At 61.5% G+C, this 23,177-nt stretch carries 20 protein-coding genes; 16 read left to right on the forward strand and 4 right to left on the reverse strand.

Annotation, left to right across the window (positions count from 1 at the left end; all coding sequences use genetic code 11):
• Nucleotides 1-74 precede the first annotated feature (74 nt).
• The 3 genes from ABEG21_RS24630 to ABEG21_RS24640 form a co-directional block, all read right to left on the reverse strand.
• On the reverse strand, nt 75-2,381 hold the full coding sequence (locus ABEG21_RS24630) for a GGDEF domain-containing protein (RefSeq protein WP_347558230.1): 2,307 nt from the start codon (nt 2,379-2,381) through the stop codon (nt 75-77).
• Nucleotides 2,382-3,057: 676 nt separating this feature from the next.
• The gene (locus ABEG21_RS24635) at nt 3,058-3,483 is read right to left on the reverse strand and encodes an OsmC family protein (RefSeq protein ID WP_347559088.1); all 426 of its coding nucleotides are present in this window, start codon (nt 3,481-3,483) and stop codon (nt 3,058-3,060) included.
• A 208-nt stretch (nt 3,484-3,691) separates the two neighbouring features.
• Nucleotides 3,692-3,997 carry a helix-turn-helix domain-containing protein gene (locus ABEG21_RS24640; protein ID WP_347558231.1) on the reverse strand — a complete coding sequence of 102 codons (306 nt, stop codon included), beginning with the start codon at nt 3,995-3,997 and terminating at the stop codon, nt 3,692-3,694.
• A 239-nt stretch (nt 3,998-4,236) separates the two neighbouring features.
• Here ABEG21_RS24640 and ABEG21_RS24645 point away from each other — a divergent pair, with 239 nt between their 5' ends.
• Nucleotides 4,237-5,337: an NADH:flavin oxidoreductase/NADH oxidase gene (locus tag ABEG21_RS24645; RefSeq protein ID WP_347558232.1), complete on the forward strand. Its 1,101-nt coding sequence runs from the start codon at nt 4,237-4,239 to the stop codon at nt 5,335-5,337.
• Here ABEG21_RS24645 and ABEG21_RS24650 read toward each other — a convergent pair.
• Entirely contained in the window at nt 5,319-5,723 is a 405-nt protein-coding gene (locus ABEG21_RS24650) for a GtrA family protein (RefSeq protein ID WP_347558233.1), read from the reverse strand. The two genes, ABEG21_RS24645 and ABEG21_RS24650, sit on opposite strands and share 19 nt — an antisense overlap.
• 491 nt (nt 5,724-6,214) lie before the next feature.
• Here ABEG21_RS24650 and ABEG21_RS24655 point away from each other — a divergent pair, with 491 nt between their 5' ends.
• The 15 genes from ABEG21_RS24655 (at nt 6,215) to ABEG21_RS24725 (ending at nt 23,149) form a co-directional block, all read left to right on the forward strand.
• Nucleotides 6,215-7,180, forward strand: coding sequence for a bile acid:sodium symporter family protein (locus ABEG21_RS24655; RefSeq protein WP_347559089.1), 966 nt, complete (start codon nt 6,215-6,217; stop codon nt 7,178-7,180).
• A gap of 374 nt (nt 7,181-7,554) precedes the next feature.
• Nucleotides 7,555-8,616, forward strand: a complete 1,062-nt coding sequence (locus ABEG21_RS24660; protein WP_347558234.1) for a LysR family transcriptional regulator — start codon at nt 7,555-7,557, stop codon at nt 8,614-8,616.
• 11 nt (nt 8,617-8,627) lie between these two features.
• Complete coding sequence (locus ABEG21_RS24665) at nt 8,628-9,764, forward strand: ABC transporter ATP-binding protein (RefSeq protein ID WP_347558235.1); 1,137 nt, start codon at nt 8,628-8,630, stop codon at nt 9,762-9,764.
• Nucleotides 9,765-9,770: 6 nt separating this feature from the next.
• Complete coding sequence (locus ABEG21_RS24670) at nt 9,771-10,688, forward strand: ABC transporter permease (protein ID WP_347558236.1); 918 nt, start codon at nt 9,771-9,773, stop codon at nt 10,686-10,688.
• Nucleotides 10,689-10,701: 13 nt separating this feature from the next.
• Nucleotides 10,702-11,568: an ABC transporter permease gene (locus ABEG21_RS24675; RefSeq protein ID WP_347558237.1), complete on the forward strand. Its 867-nt coding sequence runs from the start codon at nt 10,702-10,704 to the stop codon at nt 11,566-11,568.
• Nucleotides 11,569-11,585: 17 nt separating this feature from the next.
• The gene (locus ABEG21_RS24680) at nt 11,586-12,575 is read left to right on the forward strand and encodes a membrane dipeptidase (RefSeq protein WP_347558238.1); all 990 of its coding nucleotides are present in this window, start codon (nt 11,586-11,588) and stop codon (nt 12,573-12,575) included.
• A 109-nt stretch (nt 12,576-12,684) separates the two neighbouring features.
• Entirely contained in the window at nt 12,685-13,746 is a 1,062-nt protein-coding gene (locus tag ABEG21_RS24685; protein WP_347558239.1) for a porin, read from the forward strand.
• An 18-nt stretch (nt 13,747-13,764) separates the two neighbouring features.
• On the forward strand, nt 13,765-14,835 hold the full coding sequence (locus ABEG21_RS24690) for an extracellular solute-binding protein (RefSeq protein WP_347558240.1): 1,071 nt from the start codon (nt 13,765-13,767) through the stop codon (nt 14,833-14,835).
• A 42-nt stretch (nt 14,836-14,877) separates the two neighbouring features.
• Nucleotides 14,878-16,443: a M81 family metallopeptidase gene (locus ABEG21_RS24695; RefSeq protein WP_347558241.1), complete on the forward strand. Its 1,566-nt coding sequence runs from the start codon at nt 14,878-14,880 to the stop codon at nt 16,441-16,443.
• Between the two features lie 74 nt (nt 16,444-16,517).
• Nucleotides 16,518-18,041 carry an NAD(P)/FAD-dependent oxidoreductase gene (locus ABEG21_RS24700; RefSeq protein ID WP_347558242.1) on the forward strand — a complete coding sequence of 508 codons (1,524 nt, stop codon included), beginning with the start codon at nt 16,518-16,520 and terminating at the stop codon, nt 18,039-18,041.
• A gap of 44 nt (nt 18,042-18,085) precedes the next feature.
• Nucleotides 18,086-18,787 carry a CMD domain protein gene (locus ABEG21_RS24705; RefSeq protein WP_347558243.1) on the forward strand — a complete coding sequence of 234 codons (702 nt, stop codon included), beginning with the start codon at nt 18,086-18,088 and terminating at the stop codon, nt 18,785-18,787.
• Entirely contained in the window at nt 18,784-19,398 is a 615-nt protein-coding gene (locus ABEG21_RS24710) for an alkylhydroperoxidase domain protein (protein ID WP_347558244.1), read from the forward strand. Before ABEG21_RS24705 ends, ABEG21_RS24710 begins: the two co-directional genes overlap by 4 nt.
• Nucleotides 19,399-19,598: 200 nt before the next feature.
• Nucleotides 19,599-20,192, forward strand: a complete 594-nt coding sequence (locus ABEG21_RS24715) for a sugar dehydrogenase complex small subunit (RefSeq protein WP_347558245.1) — start codon at nt 19,599-19,601, stop codon at nt 20,190-20,192.
• 19 nt (nt 20,193-20,211) lie between these two features.
• A complete protein-coding gene (locus ABEG21_RS24720; protein WP_347558246.1) occupies nt 20,212-21,816 on the forward strand; it encodes a GMC family oxidoreductase in 1,605 nt (534 codons plus the stop codon).
• A gap of 10 nt (nt 21,817-21,826) precedes the next feature.
• On the forward strand, nt 21,827-23,149 hold the full coding sequence (locus tag ABEG21_RS24725) for a cytochrome c (RefSeq protein ID WP_347558247.1): 1,323 nt from the start codon (nt 21,827-21,829) through the stop codon (nt 23,147-23,149).
• Nucleotides 23,150-23,177: the final 28 nt, after the last annotated feature.

Raw genomic sequence — 23,177 nt, forward strand, 5'->3', positions numbered from 1 at the left:
ACGGCCCATCGCCGCGCACATCGGTGCCGGACGCCCGACCCGTTCGGCACCGATGTGACCGGCACCCTTGACGACTAGGTCAGTAGCGCGATCGCATCGCTCAATTGCTTTTGCCCATTTGCAAACTTCGCGATATCGGGCAAGGTCAATGCATCCGGACCGATACCGGCGAGGCGATCGGCGCGGAACGCCGGCATGCCAAGTCGCATTGCCTGAACCAGATGCATCGCATAACAGACATAGCCGTAGGGATAGGTACGACGCAGCTCCTGAACCTGCTCGTCGCTCATATCGTTCATCCACTTCAGCGCACGTTCGTGCTGCCCGCTGCGATAGCACACGATCCCCAGATTGCCGCGATACACCACGTCGCGCAGCGATTTGCGAATCGCGTACTCGTAGCAATCCGCCGCCTTGTCGATACGATTCTGTTTCGAATAACACACGCCACCCAGGTTATCGAGCGTGTGATGGACGAAATTGGCGTCTCGGAAACGCTCGTAATCGACGATGCCTTGTGATGCCCGCACCGCGTAGAGCGCCTTGAGCAACTCCCGCGCGCGCGGCAGATTGAACGGGATCAGATTGATCTTGGCGCGATCCATCCGGTCCACGCGTTCGAGGCCATAGTCCGATGCGGCATATTGCGCGAAATCGACCGCGTAGCGCGGATCGACATCCTTCAGCCCGACACCGGCAGTTGCGTCATCGGCATAGAAATAGCCGCAGATCAGCTCCAGATCGTCGAGGGCCGCGCACGCGACCAATGCCTTGCGCAGCACCCCCGGCGTGATCGACGCTTCTCCACCGGCCACGCAGATCGACGTCTGATCGAGCACGCCCACTGTGACCTCGGGGAAGATACGGTTCAGATCCGAGTACAGCTTCGCCAAGTTGCGATTGAAGGCGCCCGTGCCGAATTTCTTCGTAAACGTGGCGGCATTCTTGAAGCGGAAAACCGCCGCGGCCGGCATCTCGTTGCGGCGCAAGGCATTGAATGCCGCAGTGTTCAACTCCTCGCTTCCTTGCGTGGCCGCATTGTCGAACACCGTCCCGGGAAAGCCCTGGTCGCTGGACAAGCGGATCAAGTGCGAAATACTGCCGAGCGGCACCGCTTCGAGATGCGCGCCCACGGGCACGGGCACCGAGCGCGTGCTGTCCGCCGGCAAGGCAAACGAGATTTCGTTCTGCACATTGAAGACGACCACGCGGACCAGCTCGCGCTTGGGATACATCCCAACGATCTTGCGCGTGCGTCCATCGTCGGTGACGAACGGCACCTTGCCAGAATAGGTTTCCGGAAAAACGACGAATTCCTGCCCCACCGCCACGCCCACTTTCGAGCCGATATCGATGGCCGTCACGCCGGTCTGGCCGTCGTACTCCAGCACCCGGCCGCAGTTATGGATGATTTCGTCGAAGACGGTGACGAGATTGCGTCCGCGCGCCTTCGACCGGGACAGCGCGGTATCCGCGTTGTCGAGCAGGGCGAGGACTTCCGCATCGGCGCTGTTCGAGTGATTGGGGGCATAGATCGCGACCCCGGCGCTGGTCGTCAAATGACGCTCGCTCGCCAGCGGAAATTCGATTTCTTCGATTTCCGGCTGCTGGCTGATCAACGCCGACCACTCCGCCTCGGACGGCAGGGGCTCGTCTTCGATCCGGAAACAGAAACGCTCCGCCATTTCGCGGATCGTGCTCGCCTCCACCGCGCCCTCGATCAGCACCAGATATTCTTCACCGGACGGATGCGCGACGCGAATGTCCACGCCATCCTGCTCCGCCATGATGGTCCGCGCCACTTGATCGAGCCGGCGCGCGAAGGTTTTCAGGACCTGATCGCCGTACAGATGACCGAAGTTGTCGTTCACCTGCTTGAAACGATCCACGTCCAGCGACATCACCGCGAGGATCTGCGATTTTCCGCCCTCCTGCGCGATCTTGCCGTTGTTCAGGTAATTCTTGATCTGCTCGACCTTGTCGCGCAGGATCGCGCGGAAGGAATCCCGCGCCAGCAAATCCGTCAGCGGGTTATGGGAGACATGGTATGCGTTGATCGCATGCTGCAGAATCGTACTGATCCGCGCGGCGCAGTGACGGGCCGTTTCGGCATCGGGCGGCGTCTCGAAACGGAGCGACGCCGCCGCACGCAAGCCGGCGATGTCGAACCATAAGGCCCCCGACTCCGGGGCGACCTTGTGTGCGCCGCGTACCACTTGCTCGTTGGGCAAACGCACCGGGCTAGGCGCGACATAGTCGGCAGCCGACATGGCCCGCCACTGGTCGCCGTCGTCGAAAAACAGATCCAGTTCGACCTGTCCCACGTCCAAGTCACGGCGTAACGCCTGCCCTAGCACCCGCAACTGCTCTTTATTGACCATGCTGTCCCAACCGCACCTCGCGCGCCCAGCCGACAGGCGTGCTTCGTTTAGAGCACCTTTCCGCGACGACGTCCCTTTTCTGTCATACGACGACTTGGCGGTCGCCTCTGATGATAAGCATGATCGGGATGCGTGCGAACGACTTTTCCAACCCGTCTCCTGAAATTTCGCTGATGAATAATCTAGCCAGCTGAAATTACGCATTCGGAAACTGACAACGCCTGCATTTTTTACCACGACAAACGCCCGTATCGCGATTTATCCGAAGCCGGGGGAGAATACCATGCACCACTCGAACACTTCTGCATGGAAATATTTCCGCACTGCATCATGACATTTCGATCGCGCCATCACGCCGACCTCGATCCGCAACGTCGTGTGGGGCGAGACTAACGGCATATCGCAAGCGGTATATCGGCAGACTTCGACGAAACTGAAGGGTGAAATTCGCGGCGCGCGATCGATCGCCTGCATACGACAACTCCCGGGCGCGGTATGTCGAGGATACCGATCGGTCTATGTTATCGTTTCCAAGTGCACGCGTGATTGACTAGGCTTTTGGATAATTGAATAACGGCCAAAAGCCTGGCCAACTAAATGACTGATGATTTACTTCGTTCGGCGGCACCGCCGCGACGGTGAAAGCGCTTCATTCACCGCGCGGCGTATGGCTACTTCAGGATTTGAGCGTGGCGGTCATCGTGATCTCGGCGTTCAACAGCTTCGAGATCGGACAACCTGCCTTGGCGGCCGCGGCGCACTCGTCGAACTTCGCCTTATCGGCGCCCGGGATTTCGACGACGACGTCGAGATGCGAGGCCTTCACCGCGAAACCGTCGCCTTCCTTGTCCAAGGAAATCGTTGCCTTCGTATCGATCGATTTGGCCACCAGACCTGCGTTACCCAGGATCATCGACAGCGCCATCGAGAAGCAACCTGCATGTGCTGCACCGATCAATTCTTCCGGATTGGTGCCGGAACCGCCCTCGAACCGGGCATTGAAGCCATACGGCGCGGCCTTCAGCACGCCGCTTTCCGTGGAAATCGAGCCCGTGCCTTTCTTCAGATCGCCTTCCCAATGTGCCGATGCGGTTTTCTTGATCATTGTCTTCTCCCTGTTGACTGTGCGATGTCGGCATCCCGACGCCAATCACCAGAGTAGCGTGGAACCCCGCCGCGTGCAGGACGCGAAGCGCGCCACCGCCAGCGGTGCAAGAAGGCATAACCGCGAGGCTGCGCGTCAACACCGGCGGCCGTTGTCCGGCGGCGGACCCGCATCGGCAGCCCGCCTTACGCCGATCGACGCCGAATCAGATAGTGGGCAATGCCAGGATCGCCGCCATCAGGCCCGGGAAACGCCCGTCCAGCTCGTCGCGCCGGAGAGAATTGTGATGCGTCGTGCCGACGACGTCCGTGCGCACCAATCCCGCTTCACGAAGGATGCGGAAGTGATGGGACATCGTCGACTTTGGACGACCGCCCTCCAACGCCGCGCAGCTCGCCTCCTTCACCCGTGCCAGCTCGCGCACGATCCCCAGTCTGACGGGATCGCTCAAGGCATGAAATAGCCGCTCGAGGACAACGTCCTTAAGCGAAGGATGGGTATAAATTCGCATGGCGGAAGAAAAAACGATCGAAAAACAAAGCGATGCGCGCCGCGTACCAGCACAGTCGCGCGGCGCCGCCACAAATTCGTTAGTTCGAATATAATCGAATTACCGAATACGTACCGACCATTGTATCTCGTGTACGCAGTCGCTGGTACATCGCCCTCTATCTCGATGGCGCCATTCCGTGTTGCCCGCTTGCGCAGGCGCGGCGGCGCTTTTTTACCCGACACCGCTGGAGTCCTCCCATGGCTGGTTTGTTTGATCCGTTTTCCCTCAAGTCCGTCACCTTGCGTAACCGTATCGCGATCCCGCCGATGTGCCAATACATGGCAAACGACGGCGTGTTGAACGATTGGCACGCGGTGCACCTGGCCAGCCTGGCGCGAGGCGGCGCCGGACTGGTGATCGTCGAAGCGACCGCCGTCTCGCCCGAAGGCCGTATCACCCCGGGCTGCACCGGCTTGTGGAATGACGAACAGGCGGCTGCCTTCGCACCGGTCGTGCAAGCGATCAAAGCGGCCGGCGCGGTGCCTGGCATCCAGATCGGCCATGCCGGACGCAAGGCCAGCGCGAACAAGCCCTGGGAAGGCGACGACCATATTCCGGATTCGGATCCGCGCGGATGGCAAACCATCGCGCCCTCGGCGATCCCCTTTGGCGGCCAATTGTCGAAGGTGCCGAAAGCGATGACGCAGGACGATATCGCCCGCGTCCGTGCCGATTTCGTCGCCGCCGCCAAGCGCGCCCGCGATGCCGGCTTCGAATGGCTGGAACTGCACTTCGCGCACGGCTATCTGGCCCAGAGCTTTTTCTCGCATCACTCGAACCAACGCGACGATGCCTATGGCGGCACGGCCGAGAAGCGTGGCCGTTTCCTGACCGAAACGCTCGCTGCCGTTCGCGAAGTCTGGCCGGCGCACCTGCCTTTGACCGCGCGTTTCGGGGTCCTCGAATACGACGGTCAGGACGAGCAGACGCTGGTCGAGTCGATCGATCTGGTCAAGCGCTGGAAGACGGAAGGCTTGGATATGTTGAGCGTGTCGGTGGGCTTCTCCACGCCGAAGGCGAACATTCCGTGGGGTCCCGCCATGCTCGCGCCGATCGCGCAACGCGTGCGCACCGAAACCGGCTTGCCGGTATCGTCGGCCTGGGGCATCGACACGCCGACGCTATGCGACGAGGTCGTACGTGCCGAGCAAATGGATCTGGTGATGGTGGGTCGCGCCCATCTCGCCGACCCGCACTGGTCTTACTACGCGGCCAAGACGCTCGGCATCGACAAGCCGTCGTGGACCTTGCCGGCGCCCTATGCGCACTGGCTCGAACGCTATGCGCCGGCCGCCTGAGGCTTGAACGCCCACCACCGGCTGCCGCAGAAATTCCAAAACAGGCCGATACCGGTGGTGATCAACTGGGCGATCCAGATGGGCCAGCCCAGATGATGCGTAAAGACCCACATCAGCAGGTTGTTCAGACACCAGCCGACCGCCAGCAAGGCGAAGTATCGTGGGGCGGTCTTGACATGACCGTGCGTCGCGCGGAACGTAATCAGGTAATTCAACGCGTAATTACATACCGAGCCTAATAGATAGCCTATCGCCGATGCCCACACCGGCGATGCGTCCAGCGCCTTGACCCCGATCCACAACGTCACATACTGCACCGCCGTGCCGCATAGTCCGACAGCGGCAAAGCGGCAGAATTGCATAAACATCGGTTGATAGCTGGACACGATGAGGTCGATTTCGAGAGGTTCGCGGGTCTGGCCGTGCGTGCAACCGCGACACAGCCCGGCATCAGGCGGAATGCTCGCTCGGCGAGGAAGCGTTCCAGTGCGAATAATAGTCTCCCTGAGCGGTGAGGGCCAGCAGCCAATTGCCACGGCGCGGCAACCATTGCAAGCAGATGCTACCGGGGACCGCCGCCACGCCGCGTCGGGGCGGAAAGTCGCTTGAAAGGCGGTGCATTGCTTTATAATCCGCCATTGCTATCCGCATCCCTTATGCAGCGCGATGCCCGTTTCGTCACCCCGAACGGTACGCGCTGCATCGCGTCGCCCTCTCCGATTCCCCGGTGCGTCGTCTTGCCTGGCTCACCGCCGTCAGGCCGCAGTGCTTCCTCAGCCCGCTTGTCATTGCCGCAGCAATAAGTGCATGTGACCTCGGCACCGACTATCGACGCAAAGCGTCAGGGCTTCCTGCCTCGCCACGACTCATCATGAATCTGATCGCCTCGTTCACCCGTCTTTTCCCTTTGTGGGCCATCGTCGTTTCGGCGCTCGCCTATTTCGCCCCCGGCGCTTTTGTCGGCTTGCTGCCGCATGTGGCGCAGCTACTGATGCTGGTGATGTTCGCGATGGGCGTCACGCTCTCACTGACGGACTTCAAGCGCGTACTGACCCGTCCGGCACCGGTGATCGCCGGCACCGTGATCCACTATGCCGTCATGCCGCTGGCTGCCTGGGCCGTCGCCAAGCTGCTGCATATGCCGCCGGACCTGACCACCGGCATGGTGCTCGTGGGCAGCGTGGCCAGCGGCACCGCGTCGACGGTCATGGTGTATATCGCGCGCGGCGACGTCGCGCTGTCGATTTCGATCAGCGCCGTGTCGACGATCGTCGGCGTGGTCGCCACGCCGCTGCTGACGCGTCTCTATACGGACACTTCGATTCAAGTGCCTACCGGGCAGATGATGATGAGCATTCTCGAAATCGTCGCCGTGCCGGTCGGCCTCGGTCTGCTGGTCAACACACTGTTCAACCGTGCCGTCCGTCGTATCGAGCCGGTGCTGCCGGTGGTATCGATGGTTGCGATCCTGCTGATCATCGCCGCGGTCGTGGCCGGGACGCATGCCGCCATCGCGACGGTCGGACTGATCACGATCGTTGGCGTGATTCTGCATAACGGCCTGGGTCTGTTGGGCGGTTATTGGGGCGGGCGTCTGTGTGGTTTCGACAAATCGGTATGCCGGACCCTGGCGATCGAAGTCGGCATGCAAAACTCCGGCCTGGCCGCCACGCTTGGCAAGCTCTACTTCGGCCCGACCGCCGCCCTGCCAGGCGTGCTGTTCTCCATCTGGCACAACCTGTCCGGATCGACCGTCGCCGGCTGGTGGTCGTCGCGCCCGACCGACGTGCAACGTACGGCCGAAGAAGAAGCCGCCGCCGCAGCGGCCGCGGCGAAACACTAGTTTCACGCCCGCGCGGCGTACCGCGTGCCGCGACGGTCGGATAGACCGCGGCACGCGCCCCCCCCTTGCTTCCGCTATTCACGTCGCGCGCTCGCATCGCAGGTGGCGTGTCCGACGCCCCGCTGTCGTCCACGACAGGTATGTGACGCGGCCTCTCTGGCCGCGAATTACATAGTCATTTCCCTCCGCAAATCATTGCCTTATCGGCGCTCAACGGCCGATCCACGGGGCATTGACGTCACAATCTCCCCACTGCATATCCATTAAATGCATATACCTTTAGCATTTTATTTCATTTGATTTCCACATCATGAACCCGCACCATGCACTTACAGCATTCTTTGCCGTATGGCCGACTCCCTTTCTGGATCCGCATGGAGCTTCGACAACTTGAGGCCTTTTTCACCGTCATGGGGACGGGCAGCGTCACGGCGGCAGGCCTTAAACTCAATCGTTCCCAGTCCGTGATCACCCGCTTGATCCAGGATCTGGAAGCGGAACTCGGCTACACGCTGTTCGAACGCCGCGGCCCGCGCATCAATCCGACCAATCGCGCTTTCCTGCTGTACGAGGAAGTCGAACAGACCTTGGTTAGCGTGCGCCACCTGCAAGAACGCGCCGCCAAGATCGCCGACAACGAAGGCGCGCAAACGGTCCGCCTGATCTCGATCCAAGCCTTGGCCGCCGGCTTGTTGCCGGATGCGTTGAAGACCTTGGCCGCAGCGGACATGCCGGCACAGATCTCGATAAAAGGCGCGCCGGCGGAACAGGTGGTTCATGCCGTACTGGCGCGGAGTGTCGATATCGGACTCGCCAGTCTCCCGATCGAACATCCCGGGCTCGACGTGCATTGGATCGCCGAAGTGCCTTTGGTCGCGGTGGTTGCAAGCGGCAATCCGATGGCAAAACAAGACACGCTGTCCTTGGCGGATCTGCGTGGCCAGAAACTGATCACGGTATCGAATCCGAATCGCCTCAAAGGTCGTATCGATGCGACGCTGCGCGCCCACGGAGTCGATCAGACCGCGTTTATCGAGACGAACTCCTCGTTGAATGCCGTGCTGGCCGCCCGCGCGGATCTCGGCGTGGCCTTGGTCGAAGGAACGACGCTGGTGTCAGGCGCGATCGATGGCGTCAAGGTCCTGTCCCTCGATGCCTATGTGCCGTTCTTTTTCAGCGTGATCACGCCGATTGCCAAACCCGCGACAAAGACCGTCGAGAAAGTGCTGGCCGCCTTGCGTGAAACCGCGCTCGCGCAAGGCTTCACCTTGCATGAAGCGAGCGCGCATCAAGCACTGACGCAGCGCTATGAAATTCCCGCGTCGACGTCCCTGTCCGCGGACCGTCCAGCCCTGGCCGACGACGCGCTCGACACCGACATCGACGTCGCGGTCACGCCGGACGTGACGCTCGGCGACGCCTCGCCCCAAGCCTAAAAGACTTATCAATGCGCGATTCCTTTCTGCATATCGACCAATTGACGAAGGTCTATCCCGGCCAGTCCGTGCCGTCCGTCAGCCAATTTTCCCTTGCCTTGCCGCAGGAACAGATGCTGGCACTGCTGGGCCCCTCAGGCTGCGGCAAGACCACGACACTGCGGATGATCGCCGGCCTGATCGCCCCGACAGCGGGCACGATCGCCATCGCCGGACGCGATATCACGCATCTCCCTGTCTACCAGCGCGGGCTGGGCATGGTGTTCCAATCCTACGCGCTCTTTCCGCACCTGACCGTCGCGCAAAACGTGGCATTCGGTCTCGAAATGCGGAAGGTCAGCCGGAGCGAAACGAAAAAGCGGGTCGTCGAAGCGTTGGAAATGGTGCAATTGGCAAATCTCGCCGATCGTCGCATCTCGCAATTGTCCGGCGGACAGCAGCAACGCATCGCCTTGGCACGCGCGCTTGTCGTCAAGCCGGCCGTGCTGCTGCTCGACGAACCGCTGTCGAATCTCGATGCCAAACTGCGTGACGCCATGCGTGCCGAGATACGGCACATTCAGAAATCGCACGGCATCACTGCCGTATTGGTCACGCACGATCAAGACGAAGCGCTATCGATGGCCGACAAGGTCGCCGTGATGTCCAAAGGCCGCATCGAACAGATCGGCGATCCGGAAGCGCTATTCCGCGCGCCCGCCACGCGCTTCGCCGCTGAATTCATCGGTCGGGCGAACTTCCTGACGGGAAATCTGCAACAGCACGCGGGCGTCGCCAGCATCGATGTCGCCGGCGTCGGCCTGCTGCCGTTGCGTACCGAAAACCGTGCCACGGGGACGCGTTCCGGCATCGCGACCGGCGCGTCGGTCACGGCGATGGTCCGTCCGCATCGGGTTGTCCTTTTCAAAGCCGGGCAAGGCGTTTCCGCGAGCAACGATGGCGCATCGCCGGCACCGGTCACGCAATGGGCAAGCGGCCGCGTCGTCGATCGCAGCTATACCGGGGAACTGATCAGCTATCGCATCCAGATCGGCCAGCAGACGCTCCATGCGGAAGCGCTGAGCGGGGGTCAGCATGATCCCGTGCCCGGCGATACCGTCGGTGTCGCTTGGTCGGCGCAGGATCTGGTTTTGCTGGAAGCGGAGTAAGCGGCAATGACGCACCCCTCCGATCCTTCCCTCGCCAGGGCATCCACCGCGCAAATCGGCACTGTCGCGCGCCCGAAAGCGCCCTGGACGTTTGCACGGCTCGCACCGTTTGCGCTGCTGACGCCGGGCCTGCTCGCCCTGCTGCTGACATTCGGCCTACCGATTGCCTGGCTCGTCGTGACGTCGATCACGGTATCCGATAGCGCGCCCCCGGACACGCACGCCCTTAGCGCCTATAAAACGATTTTCAGCGACAAATATTACTGGGGCGTGTTGGGCGCGACGCTCAAGCTCGGTTTTCTCTGCGCGGTGATGACGGTGATCCTGTCCTATCCGCTCGCGATGTTTCTGGCCCGTACGACATCGCGCTGGCGCGGCGTTCTTGTCGCCTTGGCCATATCGCCGTTGCTGACATCGATGATCGTCCGTACCTATGGCTGGATGGTCCTGTTGAACGACAACGGCGTGATCAATGGCACGCTGCGCGCCTTGCATCTGATCGATCGTCCGCTGCCGATCGCGAATAACTTCTTTGCCGCCGCGATCGCCATCACCGAAATCCTGATGCCCTATGCAGTCTTGGCAATGATGAGCGGCTTCGGCCGCATCAGCCGGGAACTCGAGCATGCGGCGGCCGTCTTGGGCGCCAGCCCTGTAAAAGTCTTCCTGCGGGTCATTTTGCCGCTAAGTCTGCCGGGCGTTGCCACGGCGGCGCTGCTCGTCTTCGTGCTGTCGGTCAGTTCGTTCGTCACCCCGCAGTTGATGGGCGGTGGGCGCGTTTTCGTGCTGGCCACCGAGGTGTTCAGTGAAGCCACCGTGACGCTGAACTGGCAATTGGCAGCCGCCTTGTCCATGGTGCTGCTGGTGATCTTCGGTGTGTTGATCTCGCTCTATCAGCGCGCGATCAAAGCGCTCGAATATTGAGATAACGACCGTCATGTCCCTCACACCCTCCTCGATACGCGCCTCGTCGCCCGAAGCCGGCAACGGTATTCCGTCGGCATCGGCGCCGAGCCGTGGACGCGGCTATCGCGTCCTGTGGCGCGTGCTGATCGCGCTGATCTATTTGTTTTTGCTGAGCCCGTTGATCGTGGTGTTCATCATCTCGTTCGACACGCGGCCTTATCTGTCGTTTCCGCCGGCCGGCTTCACGCTCGGTTCCTATCGCGCGCTGGTACACAACGCGGCTTTCGTGCACGGCTTTACGGTGAGCCTGATCGTCGGCGCCATCGTCGCCGTTTTGTCCACCGCGCTCGGCACCTTGAGCGCGCTGGCGCTCGCACGCTTCGATTTCCGCGGCAAGGCGTTGCTGTCGTGGATATTCATTTCGCCGCTGCTGGTGCCGCACATCGTTCTGGGCATGGCCTTGATGCTGGTGCTCGCGCCGCTCTATCTGACGGACACGTACACCGGGCTGGTCATTGCCCATCTGGGGATCACCTTGCCATATGTGATCCGGACCGTGTCGATGAGCCTGATGACGATGAACAAGCAATGCGAAGAAGCCGCCAGCGTGCTGGGCGCCCATCCGCTGACGGTCTTCCGACGGGTGACCTTGCCGTTGATCTGGCCGGGACTGGCCGCAGGCGCCGTGATCGCCTTCCTGATCTCCTTCGATGAGGCAGTGATTGCCCTGTTCGTCGTCGGCGCCAATGCGAGCACGCTGCCCGTCGAGATCTTTCGCTATGTCGAGTACAAGACGGATCCGCAAGTCGCGGCGCTGTCGGTCGTCCTCATTCTGTTGTCGCTGATCTTTGTCGTCTTTATCGAGCGCACCGCAGGCTTGCGCAAATCGCTACAGTAACCGTGAACCTTCCGAATATGTCAAACGCATCCGACGTCTACAAGAACGCCATCGTCTTCGACGGCCTGAACATCTGCAACTGGTCACGGGACATCTTCGAATCCTGGCACAAGGGCGGCTTCACCGGCGTCTCCGCGACCTGTGGTCTGTGGGAAAACTTCCGCGATTCGATTCATAACGTCATCGCGTGGAACAAGCATTTCGAAGACAACAGCGATCTGATTCTGCAGATTCGCAGCACCGAAGACATTCGTCGCGCCAAACGCGAAGGCAAGACGGGCGTGTTGCTCTCTTGGCAAAATACGTCGGGCATCGAAGACCGCGCCGATTTCCTGCAAATTTTCCGCGACCTCGGCGTCCTGAAAATGCAATTGACGTACAACACGCAAAACTATTCGGGCGCCGGCTATCTCGAATTGAAGGACGGCGGCCTGACCGGCTTCGGCCGCGAGGTCGTCGACGAGATGGCACGTGTCGGTATCGTTTGCGACCTGTCGCACGTCGGACCGCAGACCTCGGCCGACGTCATCGAATACGCGAAAGCCCCGCCGTGTTTTTCCCATGTGCTGCCGGCCGGCATGAAGGATCACAAGCGCAACAAGTCGGACGAGCTGGTAAAGGCATGCGGCGCACGAGGCGGCATCATCGGCCTGTCGCAATTCGGGCCCTTCATGCAGCACGGCAACGACTCGACGATCGATCACTATGTCGAAGCGATCGATTACATGATCGACCTCGCGGGCGAGGACAATGTCGGTCTGGGCACCGATGCATCGGAAGGCCATGCGCGTCCCAGCACCTTCATGGAATGGTGCAACCACGATAAGGGCTATGCCCGTCAGTTGACGCCGTTCGGGCATGACAAGGTCGTCAAGCCGCTCGGGCCGCTGGCCGAACGGCCGCCGCTGGCCGAGGCAATGTCGCGCGCCGGCTGGTCCGACGAAAAAATGATCAAGGTTCTCGGCGAAAACTGGATGCGCTACTTGAAGCAGATTTGGGGCGCATAACAGGCCCTTAGTCGCGGAAAGCTGTCGACAAACAGGCAGCATCCGCGCAAACGCGCAGTAACTGAGCGTTAGCAGTCCTTATTGACACCTTCTCGCACATATAAAGAAAATGAAAAAAACCCTTATCGCTGCCGCGATCGCGCTGCCCACGGCAAGCTTCATGCTGCCGTCCAGCGCTTTCGCGCAAAGTTCGGTCACCCTGTACGGTGTACTCGATACCAATATCTCGTATGTCAATCACGTCGCCGACGGCGCGAATCGCTCGTCGTCGAAAATTGCTATGGGCAGCGGTGGCGAATGGGGTTCACGCTTCGGCTTCCGTGGCACCGAGGATCTGGGCGGCGGCATGAAAGCGATATTCGTCCTGGAACAAGGCATCAATACTAACGACGGCAGCGCCGCCACCAGTAGCCTGGCCTTCGGTCGCCTGTCCTACGTGGGCCTGGAATCGCAGTATGGCACCGTCACCCTGGGCCGCATGTACAGCGCGCAGTTCGATACGATCGCGCAGTTCTTCCCGCAAACACGGGCGCCGGAATACGAGCCGTACGCGCAGACCATGTCGATCTACGTGAACAACGCGATCAAATACGATCTGCGTACGCACGGCTTCAAGATCATCGCCTCGGCGTCTTTAGGCGGCGTGGCAGGCAACTTCCGCGCTAATGCGGCCTATTCCGGTGGCGTCACCTACACCTACGGTCCCTTCGCCATCGCGGCCTCGGCAGATCAGACCAACACGGCGGCCAATACTGTCGCACCCGTCGGCTCGGTAGGCAAGCAACTCCGCTTCAATACCGGCGTCAAGTATCAACTCGGAAAGGCGACGTTGTTTGCCGGCTATAAGTGGGGACGTACCGATCTCGCCAGCGGCGTGACGATGCAACGCGATGCAATGTACTGGACCGGGGTCGAGTACCGTGCCACGCCTTCGATCGTCGGCGTACTCGGCTATTACTATCAGGATCTCCGTCTGCTGAATGGCGCCAATCCCGCCAATCCGCAGCAGGTCACATTGCGCGGCAGCTATTTCCTCAGCAAGAGTACGGACCTTTACGCCGCCGTCACGCACAACTGGCATTCGGCCATCAATTTCGCGGCGGTGTCGACGCTCGCGCCCGGTGACAGCAATCAAACCGGTATCGCCATCGGCATCCGCCACTTGTTCTAATTCGTAAGGAGCCACGCCATGACTCAGCCATTTACCGCACCGCGTGCCGTCGCACGTTTGGCGGCCCCGTTGCTTGCACTCGCCCTGTTCGGTGGTTTGACCGCACAGGCCGCGGCAGCCGATGTGACATTGAACATCACCGGGTTCTACGGCATCTTCCAGGACCGATTTACTTCGACGGTCATTCAACCGTATGAGAAGGCGCATCCCGGCATTCATATCGTCTATCGGCCGGTAAAAAATTCGGCTGAAGCCATGGCGTCGCTGCGCTTGCAACGCAATCGCCCGATGCTGGATATCGCGATCGTCGACATCTCCGTGGCGACGCTTGCAAACCGTGAAAAACTGTTCGGCCCGTTGAGCGATACCCTGGTGCCGAACTTGCAACAGATCGCGCCGTGGGGACGGTTCCCGGGCAATTACGGGGCGGCGCTGACGCATGACAATCTGGCGCTCATCTACAACACGCAACAGGTCAAGACGCCGCTGACCAGCTGGAAGGACATCTGGCAGCCGACCTATAAAGGCAAGCTGGGCTTTCCCATTGCAGATACCCGTGGCGTCTGCTTGATCCCGATTCTTTCTAAGATGGACGGCGCCGATTACAAGAAGACGATCGAGCCGGCCATTGCCGATTTGAAGCGCCTGGCGCCTTCCGTACAGACTTGGGATCCGCAGCCGGCCGTGTATGAAGCGGTACAATCGGGCTCGATCGCCATCGGTCTCGGATACAACGCGCGCGGCCAATACCTGCATGACCAATCGGGCGGCGTAGTCGCGGTGGCGTTGCCGAAGGAAGGCTCGGTCGCGCAGATCAATACGATCAATCTGGTCGGCAATTCCACGCACAATGCCGAAGCGCAGGCATTCATCAACTATGCGTTGAGCGCGGATTCGCAGGCGGCGTTTGCCAAAGCGAGCTTCTACGGTCCGACGAATACGACCGTCAAGCTGGATCCGGCGTTGGAAGCGCGGGTCAACGGCAGCGCCGAAGCCGCTAAAAACCTGATCCCGGTGGACTGGGCCTGGGTCACGGATCGCTACACGCCCTGGATCACCCGAATCAAGCGGGAAGTGATCTCGCAATAAGCGGCATTGGTTCTTAACTCGATTGCCAACAGGAGTCCGTCGATGCGCGTCGCCGTTACGCAATGCTTTCATGAAGCGAATGCTTTTGCACCGTTGCCGATCACCATCGACGACTTCAAACGTCGCCACTATCTGAGCGGCGATGCCGTTCGGACGCGCTTCAGTACCGATCGCGACTGGCTCACCGGCATCCTCGACGGCCTCGACGCAGCCGGTGCGGAGACGGCGATCGGCCTGTGTGCCGGCTGCTTGCCAGGAGGCGTTGTCGAGCGCGCCAGCTTCGATGCGATACTGGCGCATATGTGCGCGGAGATGCGTGCCATCGTCGCGGCGGGCGCGCCCGATCTGCTGATGCTGGCTTTGCATGGCGCACTGGTCGTCGAAGGCGTCGACGAGCCTGAATCCGATATCGCCGCAGCCATGCGCGCCATCGTCGGGCCCGACGTCGTCATCGCGATCACGCTCGACTTCCATGCGAATGTGAATCCGCGCCTTCCCGACTACGCGCAGATCATCGTCGTCGGACAGGATTATCCGCACGTCGATACCTATGCGCGGGGGCGCAAGGCCGTCGAGTTGGCGCTACGTGCGCAAGACGCGTCCTTGCAGACGTTTGTCTTTCCCTTGCCATTGGTGGTGCCCTTGCCGAGCCAATCGACGGTCGCCGATGAACCGGGCGCGCACCTCTTGCGTGCCGTATCGGAAATCGAACGCACGCATGGTGTGCCGGATATCGCCGTCGCCGGCGGCTTTGCCTATGGCAACGCCGATTACATGGGGATGAGCGTGCTGATCGTGTCGGCTTCGCATTCAGCGGCAGCAGCGGCCTTTCGCGACGTCGCGACAATCGTGTCGACGCTGCGCGCGTCCTTTTTAAAGCCGATCCGGCCGCTCGAGACGGGCTGGGCCGATGTCCTCGACGCGGCCGCACGCGGACGCGTCGTTATCGCCGATGTGGCCGACGGCCCGGGCGCCGGCGGCACCGGTGACGAGGTGGCGCTGCTGCGCCAGTTGATCGACCATCCGGTGCCTGACGTCCGCTTCGTTTCCGGATTTCACGTCGATCCCACGGTGGCGTTAGCGGCCGCGGAGGTCGGCGTCGGCAACACGGCACGCTTCACATTCGGCACGACCCGACAATATGCGCGCAATCCGGTGTTGTCCGTCGAGGCGCGCGTGCTGAAAAGTGGCGACATCAGCTACTGCAACACCGGGCCGATGATGCAAGGTGCGCGGCTCGACGGCGGACTCGGTGCGGTCCTGGCGGTTCCGAACGGCATCGTCGTCGTCACGACCGAGCGCATACAGGCCTATGACGTGAACGCTTTTATCAGTCAAGGCATCGATTTGACGGAGATGGGCGTCATCGCACTGAAAACGTCGGCACATTTCCGCGCATCCTATACGCCCTTGGCGACAGGCGGTATTGTCCTGCTGGATGGGGGCGGATGGTCGTCACCCGATTTATCGGTCTATGCCTTCGACCGCGCGATCGCGCCGCGATTGCCCTTCGTTCCGATGGACGAACGTGCATGGCAGACGGCCATCGACGTCGCGGCAACGCGACTGCCCGCTGCGCGTCTTTACGACGGCGCGGCGCCGCGCTAAACGCCACATACGGTATCCCAGAAATAGGGGCACACAAGCCCCGCCTCACCCGAATCGCTAACCTCAGCCTGATCATGACTTCCTTGACACCCTCCGACGAAATCGGCGCGACTCTCGCTGCGGATGCCTGTGGTCTTCCCGCGTTGGAGGCACGCTTGGCCGAAGATCTATCGCGGCTCGAATTGCCGGCCAAGCACTGGGTCGTGCCGTACGAGCATGATGGCCAGACGGTACTCGATGTCGCGATCATCGGCGGCGGCATGGCCGGCCTGGCCGCGGCAACGTCGATTCACCATCTCGGCATGCGTGCGACGATCTTCGATCGGGCACCGGAAGGCTTCGAAGGCCCCTGGGCAACGACCGCCCGAATGGAAACGCTGCGTTCGCCGAAGCAGTTGATCGGACCGGCCTTGGGTCTGCCGTCGCTGACCTTCCGCGCCTGGTACGAAGCCCAATTCGGCCTGGCGGCATGGGCAGCGCTCGACAAAATTCCCCGTCTTCAATGGATGGACTATTTGCGCTGGTATCGGCGCGTGATGGCCGTCGATATCCGTAATCAACATACGGTGGAAGCCATCGTTCCCCGCGACGACGGCCTCGTTGCCTTAACGATCCGTGCACCGTCAGCGGGTCAGGCCGATGCGATGGGCGCCGCCAGCCACACCACTATCGTCTATGCCCGTCACGTCGTTCTCGCGACGGGACGCGACGGCCTGGGCGGCCCGTCGCTGCCGCCGTTCGTGGCCGCCCTGCCGCGCGATAAATGGGCTCACTCGTCGGACGAGATGAATTATGAGACGCTGCGCGGTCAGCGCGTTGCCGTCGTCGGTGCCGGCGCCTCGACGATGGACGGTGCCGCGACGGCGCTCGAAGCGGGCGCCGCCAGCGTCGACATTTTGATCCGACGAGGCGATTTCCAACGCATCAATAAGAGCAAGGGCGCCGGGAATCCGGGGCTGACAAACGGTCATCGCACCTTGCCGGATGACTGGAAGTGGAAAATCCGGCACTACATCAATGCGACCCGCCCGCCGCCACCCCGTGGCAGCACGATGCGGGTGTCGCGACATCCGAATGCCTTCTTCAACTTCAACTGTCCGATCCGCAGTGTTGCGCACCGTCGTGACGGCACCTTGCTAATCGATACCGCACAAGGCCATTTCGTCGTCGATTTCCTGATTGTCGCCACCGGCTTCAAAGTCGATTGGGCCAGCCGCCCGGAGTTCGCTGCCTTTGCTCCGCATATCAAAATGTGGCGCGACCGTTTCGAACCGGCCGATGGCGACGCCGACCCCGAACTGGCGACGGCGCCGGACCTGGGCGACGGTTTCGAGTTTCTCGAAAAAACGCCCGGCGCCTGCCCGGGTCTGTCGCGCATTCACTGCTTCTGCTCGCCCGCGATGTTGAGTCACGGCGCCATCTCGGGCGATATTCCGGCGATCAGTGCCGGCGCGCAACGCCTGTCGCGCGCGCTGGCTGCCACGTTGTACGGCGAGGACATCCCTGCCTACTACGCGGCGATGCAGGCGTACGACGATCCCGAATTGCTCGGCGACGAATGGGTGCCGGCGACGGGACGAGCAGTGCGGGGCGCCTGAGTCGCGCTTTGCCACGGTACAACGCGAGCAATCAACGGATGGGTATGCAGATTACAGGCGAGCAGATCGCACACATGCAGCATGATGTCATCGATACGATGCTGGGCCCTGACCGGGCGGCCAACGTCGCGCCCTTACGCGAGCGACGCGGGATGGCGAGAATCAATGCGCAACAAAGCTATGACGCGCTTTTTGGTATCGCCCCCCTTGCGACGGTCCGGTTCAGCGTGGACGAACGCTTTGCGCTGGCCCTGTTTATCAGCCATTTGCATCGGCAGGACGATGCCAGCCGATTCTATCGCGCGGCACTCGAGGCAGCGCAGGCAGCGCTCGGAGCGCGGCCCGAAAGCAATCGCTGCGCGACTGCCGACACCGACTTTGCGAGATTGGTCTGCGCCTTGGGTGACGATGCCGCATGCCAGGGACCGTACGGCAATTTTCCGCCCGGCGCCTTGTCCATCGAGGACCGGCCAGGCCCCGTCTGGGCCGTCGACGGCCGACGCCGTGCACAACTCGGCGCACGATTGGCCGCGGCGTTCGACCATGCGCACCTGCTGGTCTACCATCCGAGAGATGCATCCGCGAGCGCGCTACAGTCGCTGCTGGACAGCGGTTGGTCGAGCGACGATGTGATCGTGCTCAGTCAGATGGTCGCGTTTCTGACGTTTCAGATTCGGATCGTCCACGGCTTGTCGGTCCTGGCCGCCATGCGGACTGACACCGTGTGCGCGGAGGCACTGGCATGACCGAGCACGTTCTGCGATATAACGACAGCACGCATCCGTCCGGCTTCACGCTTGCCATCGTGCCCTGGTTGCCCTGGTTGGCACCGCTGGACGTCGCGGCATTAAACGAGACCCAATGGGCGGCATTGGTCGATCCGGCCCGTGCAAAATCGGCTTACTTCCGCCTGCTGGTACGCGCGCCGGCGATTCTCGCAGCACGCACGAAGACCGACAAGGACATCTTCTACAATCCGGACGGCGGCCTGCCGCGTGCCGAGCGCGAACTGGCCGCCACCGCGGTCTCGCGATTTAATGGCTGCGTCTACTGCGCCTCCGTGCATGCCCGTTTCGCCATCGCGCATGCGAAGCGTGAAGACGATTTGATGCGTCTGCTGGAAGGGGGCGTCGATGTCGATATCGATGCCCGCTGGAATGCCATCATCGCGGCGTCGGTGGCACTGACGGAAACCCCCTCGTCGTTCGGTGCGCCGCATATCCGACAATTGCAGCGTGTGGGCCTCGACGACCTGGCGATCGCCGATGTCATCAACGGGGCCGCTTTCTTCAATTGGGCGAATCGCTTGATGCTATCGCTGGGAGAGCCGGTCGAGCCGGCACCTCAGCCATCCTAAAATAGATTAGGGTTAACCCCAACCAAGGATGATTATCGCGAAATTTGCGCGATAAACGCACAAAAGATGCGTCCTACCGCCGCAGTATTTCGGGTTTTCCCTTAAGTTACGCGCTGCATGCCACCGTCAGGCCGACGCAATTATCTGATGCGCCGGTCGGTGGCAGCGAGTTGATCGCTGACACCGCGCTAACAAAGAAAATGAAAACTCCTGATACCTCCCCGTGGCCGCCCGCACTTCGATCGCGTCGCCGCTTTCTCATGACGTCCGCCGCAGCGGCCGCGGCCGGCGCCTTATCCGTGCCCGCACGCTATCTCTTCGGTGGCGATAGCGCCGTCGCCGCGGAGCCGAGCGGTGACACCGACGCCTTGCCCTCGACGGACTTTCTGCAGCTCTCGCAGTTTCTGACGGGCAAGCCGCAACTGGATCGCACGCTCGCCGCGGCGATCGAGGCGGCCTTCAACGAAACGCAAGCGGGCTTCGCCGATCGCGTCGCGCAAACAAACCACTTCATCGCAGCGAACAAGGCCGAGGCCCGCACGATTCAAAGCGTGCTGGACACCGTCAAGGACCCGCTCGCGGATGTGCCCCGAAAGGTCATGACCGCGTGGTATCTCGGTACCGTCGGCACCGGGAAAAATGCCCGCGCCGTGGCCTACGAACAGGCCCTGATGTATCCGCCTATCGCCGACGTCGTCGTCATGCCGACGTTCGCACGCGGCATCCCCGGCTATTGGGCCGACCCGCCCGCCGTCCTGCTGCATGCCGCGCCGGACGCCGTCCGCCCTCGCTGACCCACGCTGATATCACACCATGACAGATTCTCTCCACGCCGACGTCGTCATCGTCGGCTCCGGCATTGCCGCATCTCAAATTTCACAGAAACTCGCCAAGCAAGGCATCGATGTATTGATGCTGGAAGCGGGCCCGCGCATCGAACGCTGGCGCGTGGTCGAGAACTACCGCAACAGCGCCTACAAGAACGACTTTCAGTCGCCCTATCCACCGACCGCACACGCCCCGCATCCGCAGTACTCGCCGAATAACGACTATCTGATCCAACGCGGCCCGGAAAACTACAAGGCCGGGTATTTGCGCGTTGCCGGTGGCACGACCTGGCACTGGTCGGCGCAGGCATGGCGACTGCTGCCGAACGATATGCGCCTGCAATCGGCGTATGGCGTCGGCCGCGACTGGCCGATCAGTTATGACGACCTCGAGCCCTACTACTACGAAGCGGAAGTCGAGATGGGCGTGGGCGGTCCGGACGAAGGTCTCGGCTCGCCGCGCTCGAAGCCCTATCCGCATCCGGCCCAGCCCTTGTCCGATTTCGACCGGCGCTTCAAGGAGGTCGTCGAAAAGGATGGTTATCAACACGTCACAGAGCCCTGTGCGCGCAATACCGCACCGTTCGACGGACGGCCGTCATGCTGCGGCAATAGCAACTGCATGCCGATTTGCCCGATCGAGGCGCAGTACACCGGCGAGACGGCACTGCGCAAGGCCGAGGCTGCAAAGGCCCGCTTGCTGACGGACGCCGTCGTCTATCGCGTCGAGCACGATGCAAGCGACAAGATCACGGCCGTGCATTACTTCGACGCCAATGGCCAGACCCATCGCGTCACCGGCAAGTTGTTCGTGCTCGCCGCAAATGCGATCGAGACGCCTAAGCTGATGCTGAACTCGGTGTCCGATCGCTTCAAGAACGGGATCGGCAATCGCTCCGATCAGGTAGGGCGAAACCTGATGGACCATCCGGGTACGACCGTGCGCTTCCTCTCCAAGGAACCGATGTGGCCGGGTCGCGGGCCGATGCGTCTGAGCTGCATCAATAACCTGCGCGATGGCGACTTCCGCTCGGATCACGCCGCGATGAAGATCAACGTCGGCAACTATTCGCCGATGGGCGCCGTCTCGAGTTACCTATTGGCGAAAGGCGTCTATGGTGCCGAGTTCGACGCGCAGGTTCGCGACACCGCCTCGCGCTGGGTCGTCGTCAACAGCTTCTTCGACATCCTGCCCGATCCGGATAACCGCATCACGGCAAGTACCGAATTCAAGGACGCGCTGGGCATACCGCGCCCCGAAGTGCATTACCGCATTCATGACTACGTGAATCGTGCGGCGAAAGTGGCACGCGGCCACTATGCGCGTATCGCCGATCTGTTCGGTGGCACCGATGTCTTCTTCGACGACACCTACTTCAATAACAATCACATCATGGGCACGCTGATCATGGGGAACGATCCGCGAAACTCGGTCGTCGACAAGGATTTGCGTTCCCACGATCACCCGAATCTCTATATCGCATCCAGCGGTGTGATGGTCAGCGCCGGCACGGTCAATTGCACGTTGACGCTGTCCGCCTTGGCCATGCGTCTGGCAGACACCCTGATCAACGATGCACAGCATGCGTGAGAAAAATAGAATGCGATTTCCCCTACCTGCATGGCCCCGTTCGATGGGCCGCACCGGTCGTGCAATTTCCCGCTTGGGCGCGACGCTACTGCTAGGCGCCATCACGTTGCCGAATGCCTATGCCGCCGATACGCCTGCTGCCAATGCAGACCTCGTCGCACGGGGCGCCTATCTGACGAAGGCAGCGGACTGTATCGCGTGCCATACCGCGAACAAGGCCAGTCCGTATGCCGGCGGCGTGGGCTTTCCGACGCCGTTCGGCACCGTGTATTCGACAAACATCACGCCCGACGAGGCGCACGGCATCGGCACGTTCTCGGATCAGGACTTTATCAGTGCGGTACGCGAAGGCGTGTCGAAGGGTGGCAAGCGGCTGTATCCGGCCATGCCCTATACGTCCTACACGAAGCTGACCGACGACGATATCCTCGCGATCCGCGCCTATCTCAAAACGGTCAAGCCGATCGCCAGTTCGCCTCCGGCAAATACGCTGCCCTTCCCATTCAATCAGCGTTGGACCTTGGGCTTTTGGAATATCCTCAACTTCAATGACGGTCGCTTCAAGCCGGACGCGACCAAGAGTGCCGAATGGAATCGCGGCGCGTATCTGGCCACGGCGCTGGGCCATTGCCAGGAATGCCACACGCCGCGTAACGTCATGGAGGGTCTGAGCAGCAAGGATCTCGCGGGCGCGCAATTGGGCAATTGGACGGCGTTCAACATCACGCCGGATGCCACCGCCGGCATCGGCAGCTGGAGCCCTGAGGAAATCGCGCACTATCTGCGTGACGGCGCGGCCCCGGGCAAGGCGAACGCCGCCGGCCCGATGGCAGAAGTCGTGGAAAACAGCACGCGCTTCATGAGCGATGCCGATCTTCACGCATTGGCTACGTATTTGAAGACGGTCCCCGCGCGCGGTGGCAATGGCGAGGTGTCTCGCTTCGGCGCCGGTACGCCGTTGGCCGGCGTGACGGACATTCGCGGCAGAGTGCCTGCGGTCCCAGTGGCCGGTCTGCCGACGGATGGCAAGACCTTGTTCGTTGCCAACTGTGCGAGTTGTCACTCGGTCACAGGCGGTGGCATAGGCGGCGACGCGCTGGGCAACTACCCGAGTCTGCTGCACAATAGCGTCGTCGGCAGCACGAATCCGGGCAATCTGACAATGGTCGTGCTCCACGGTGTCAACCGCGAGACCAACCACGGGGATGTCGCGATGCCGCAATTCGGGACCGAGCTGACCGATGACGAAGTGGCATTACTCGTCAATTACGTCACGAAGCAGTTCGGTAACGGCGCGACGACGACGGCACAAGCCGTTCATAAACTGCGCTGATCCCTATGACGAGGAGAGGCGCGATCGC

Source organism: Robbsia sp. KACC 23696, assembly GCF_039852015.1.
Lineage (GTDB): Bacteria > Pseudomonadota > Gammaproteobacteria > Burkholderiales > Burkholderiaceae > Robbsia.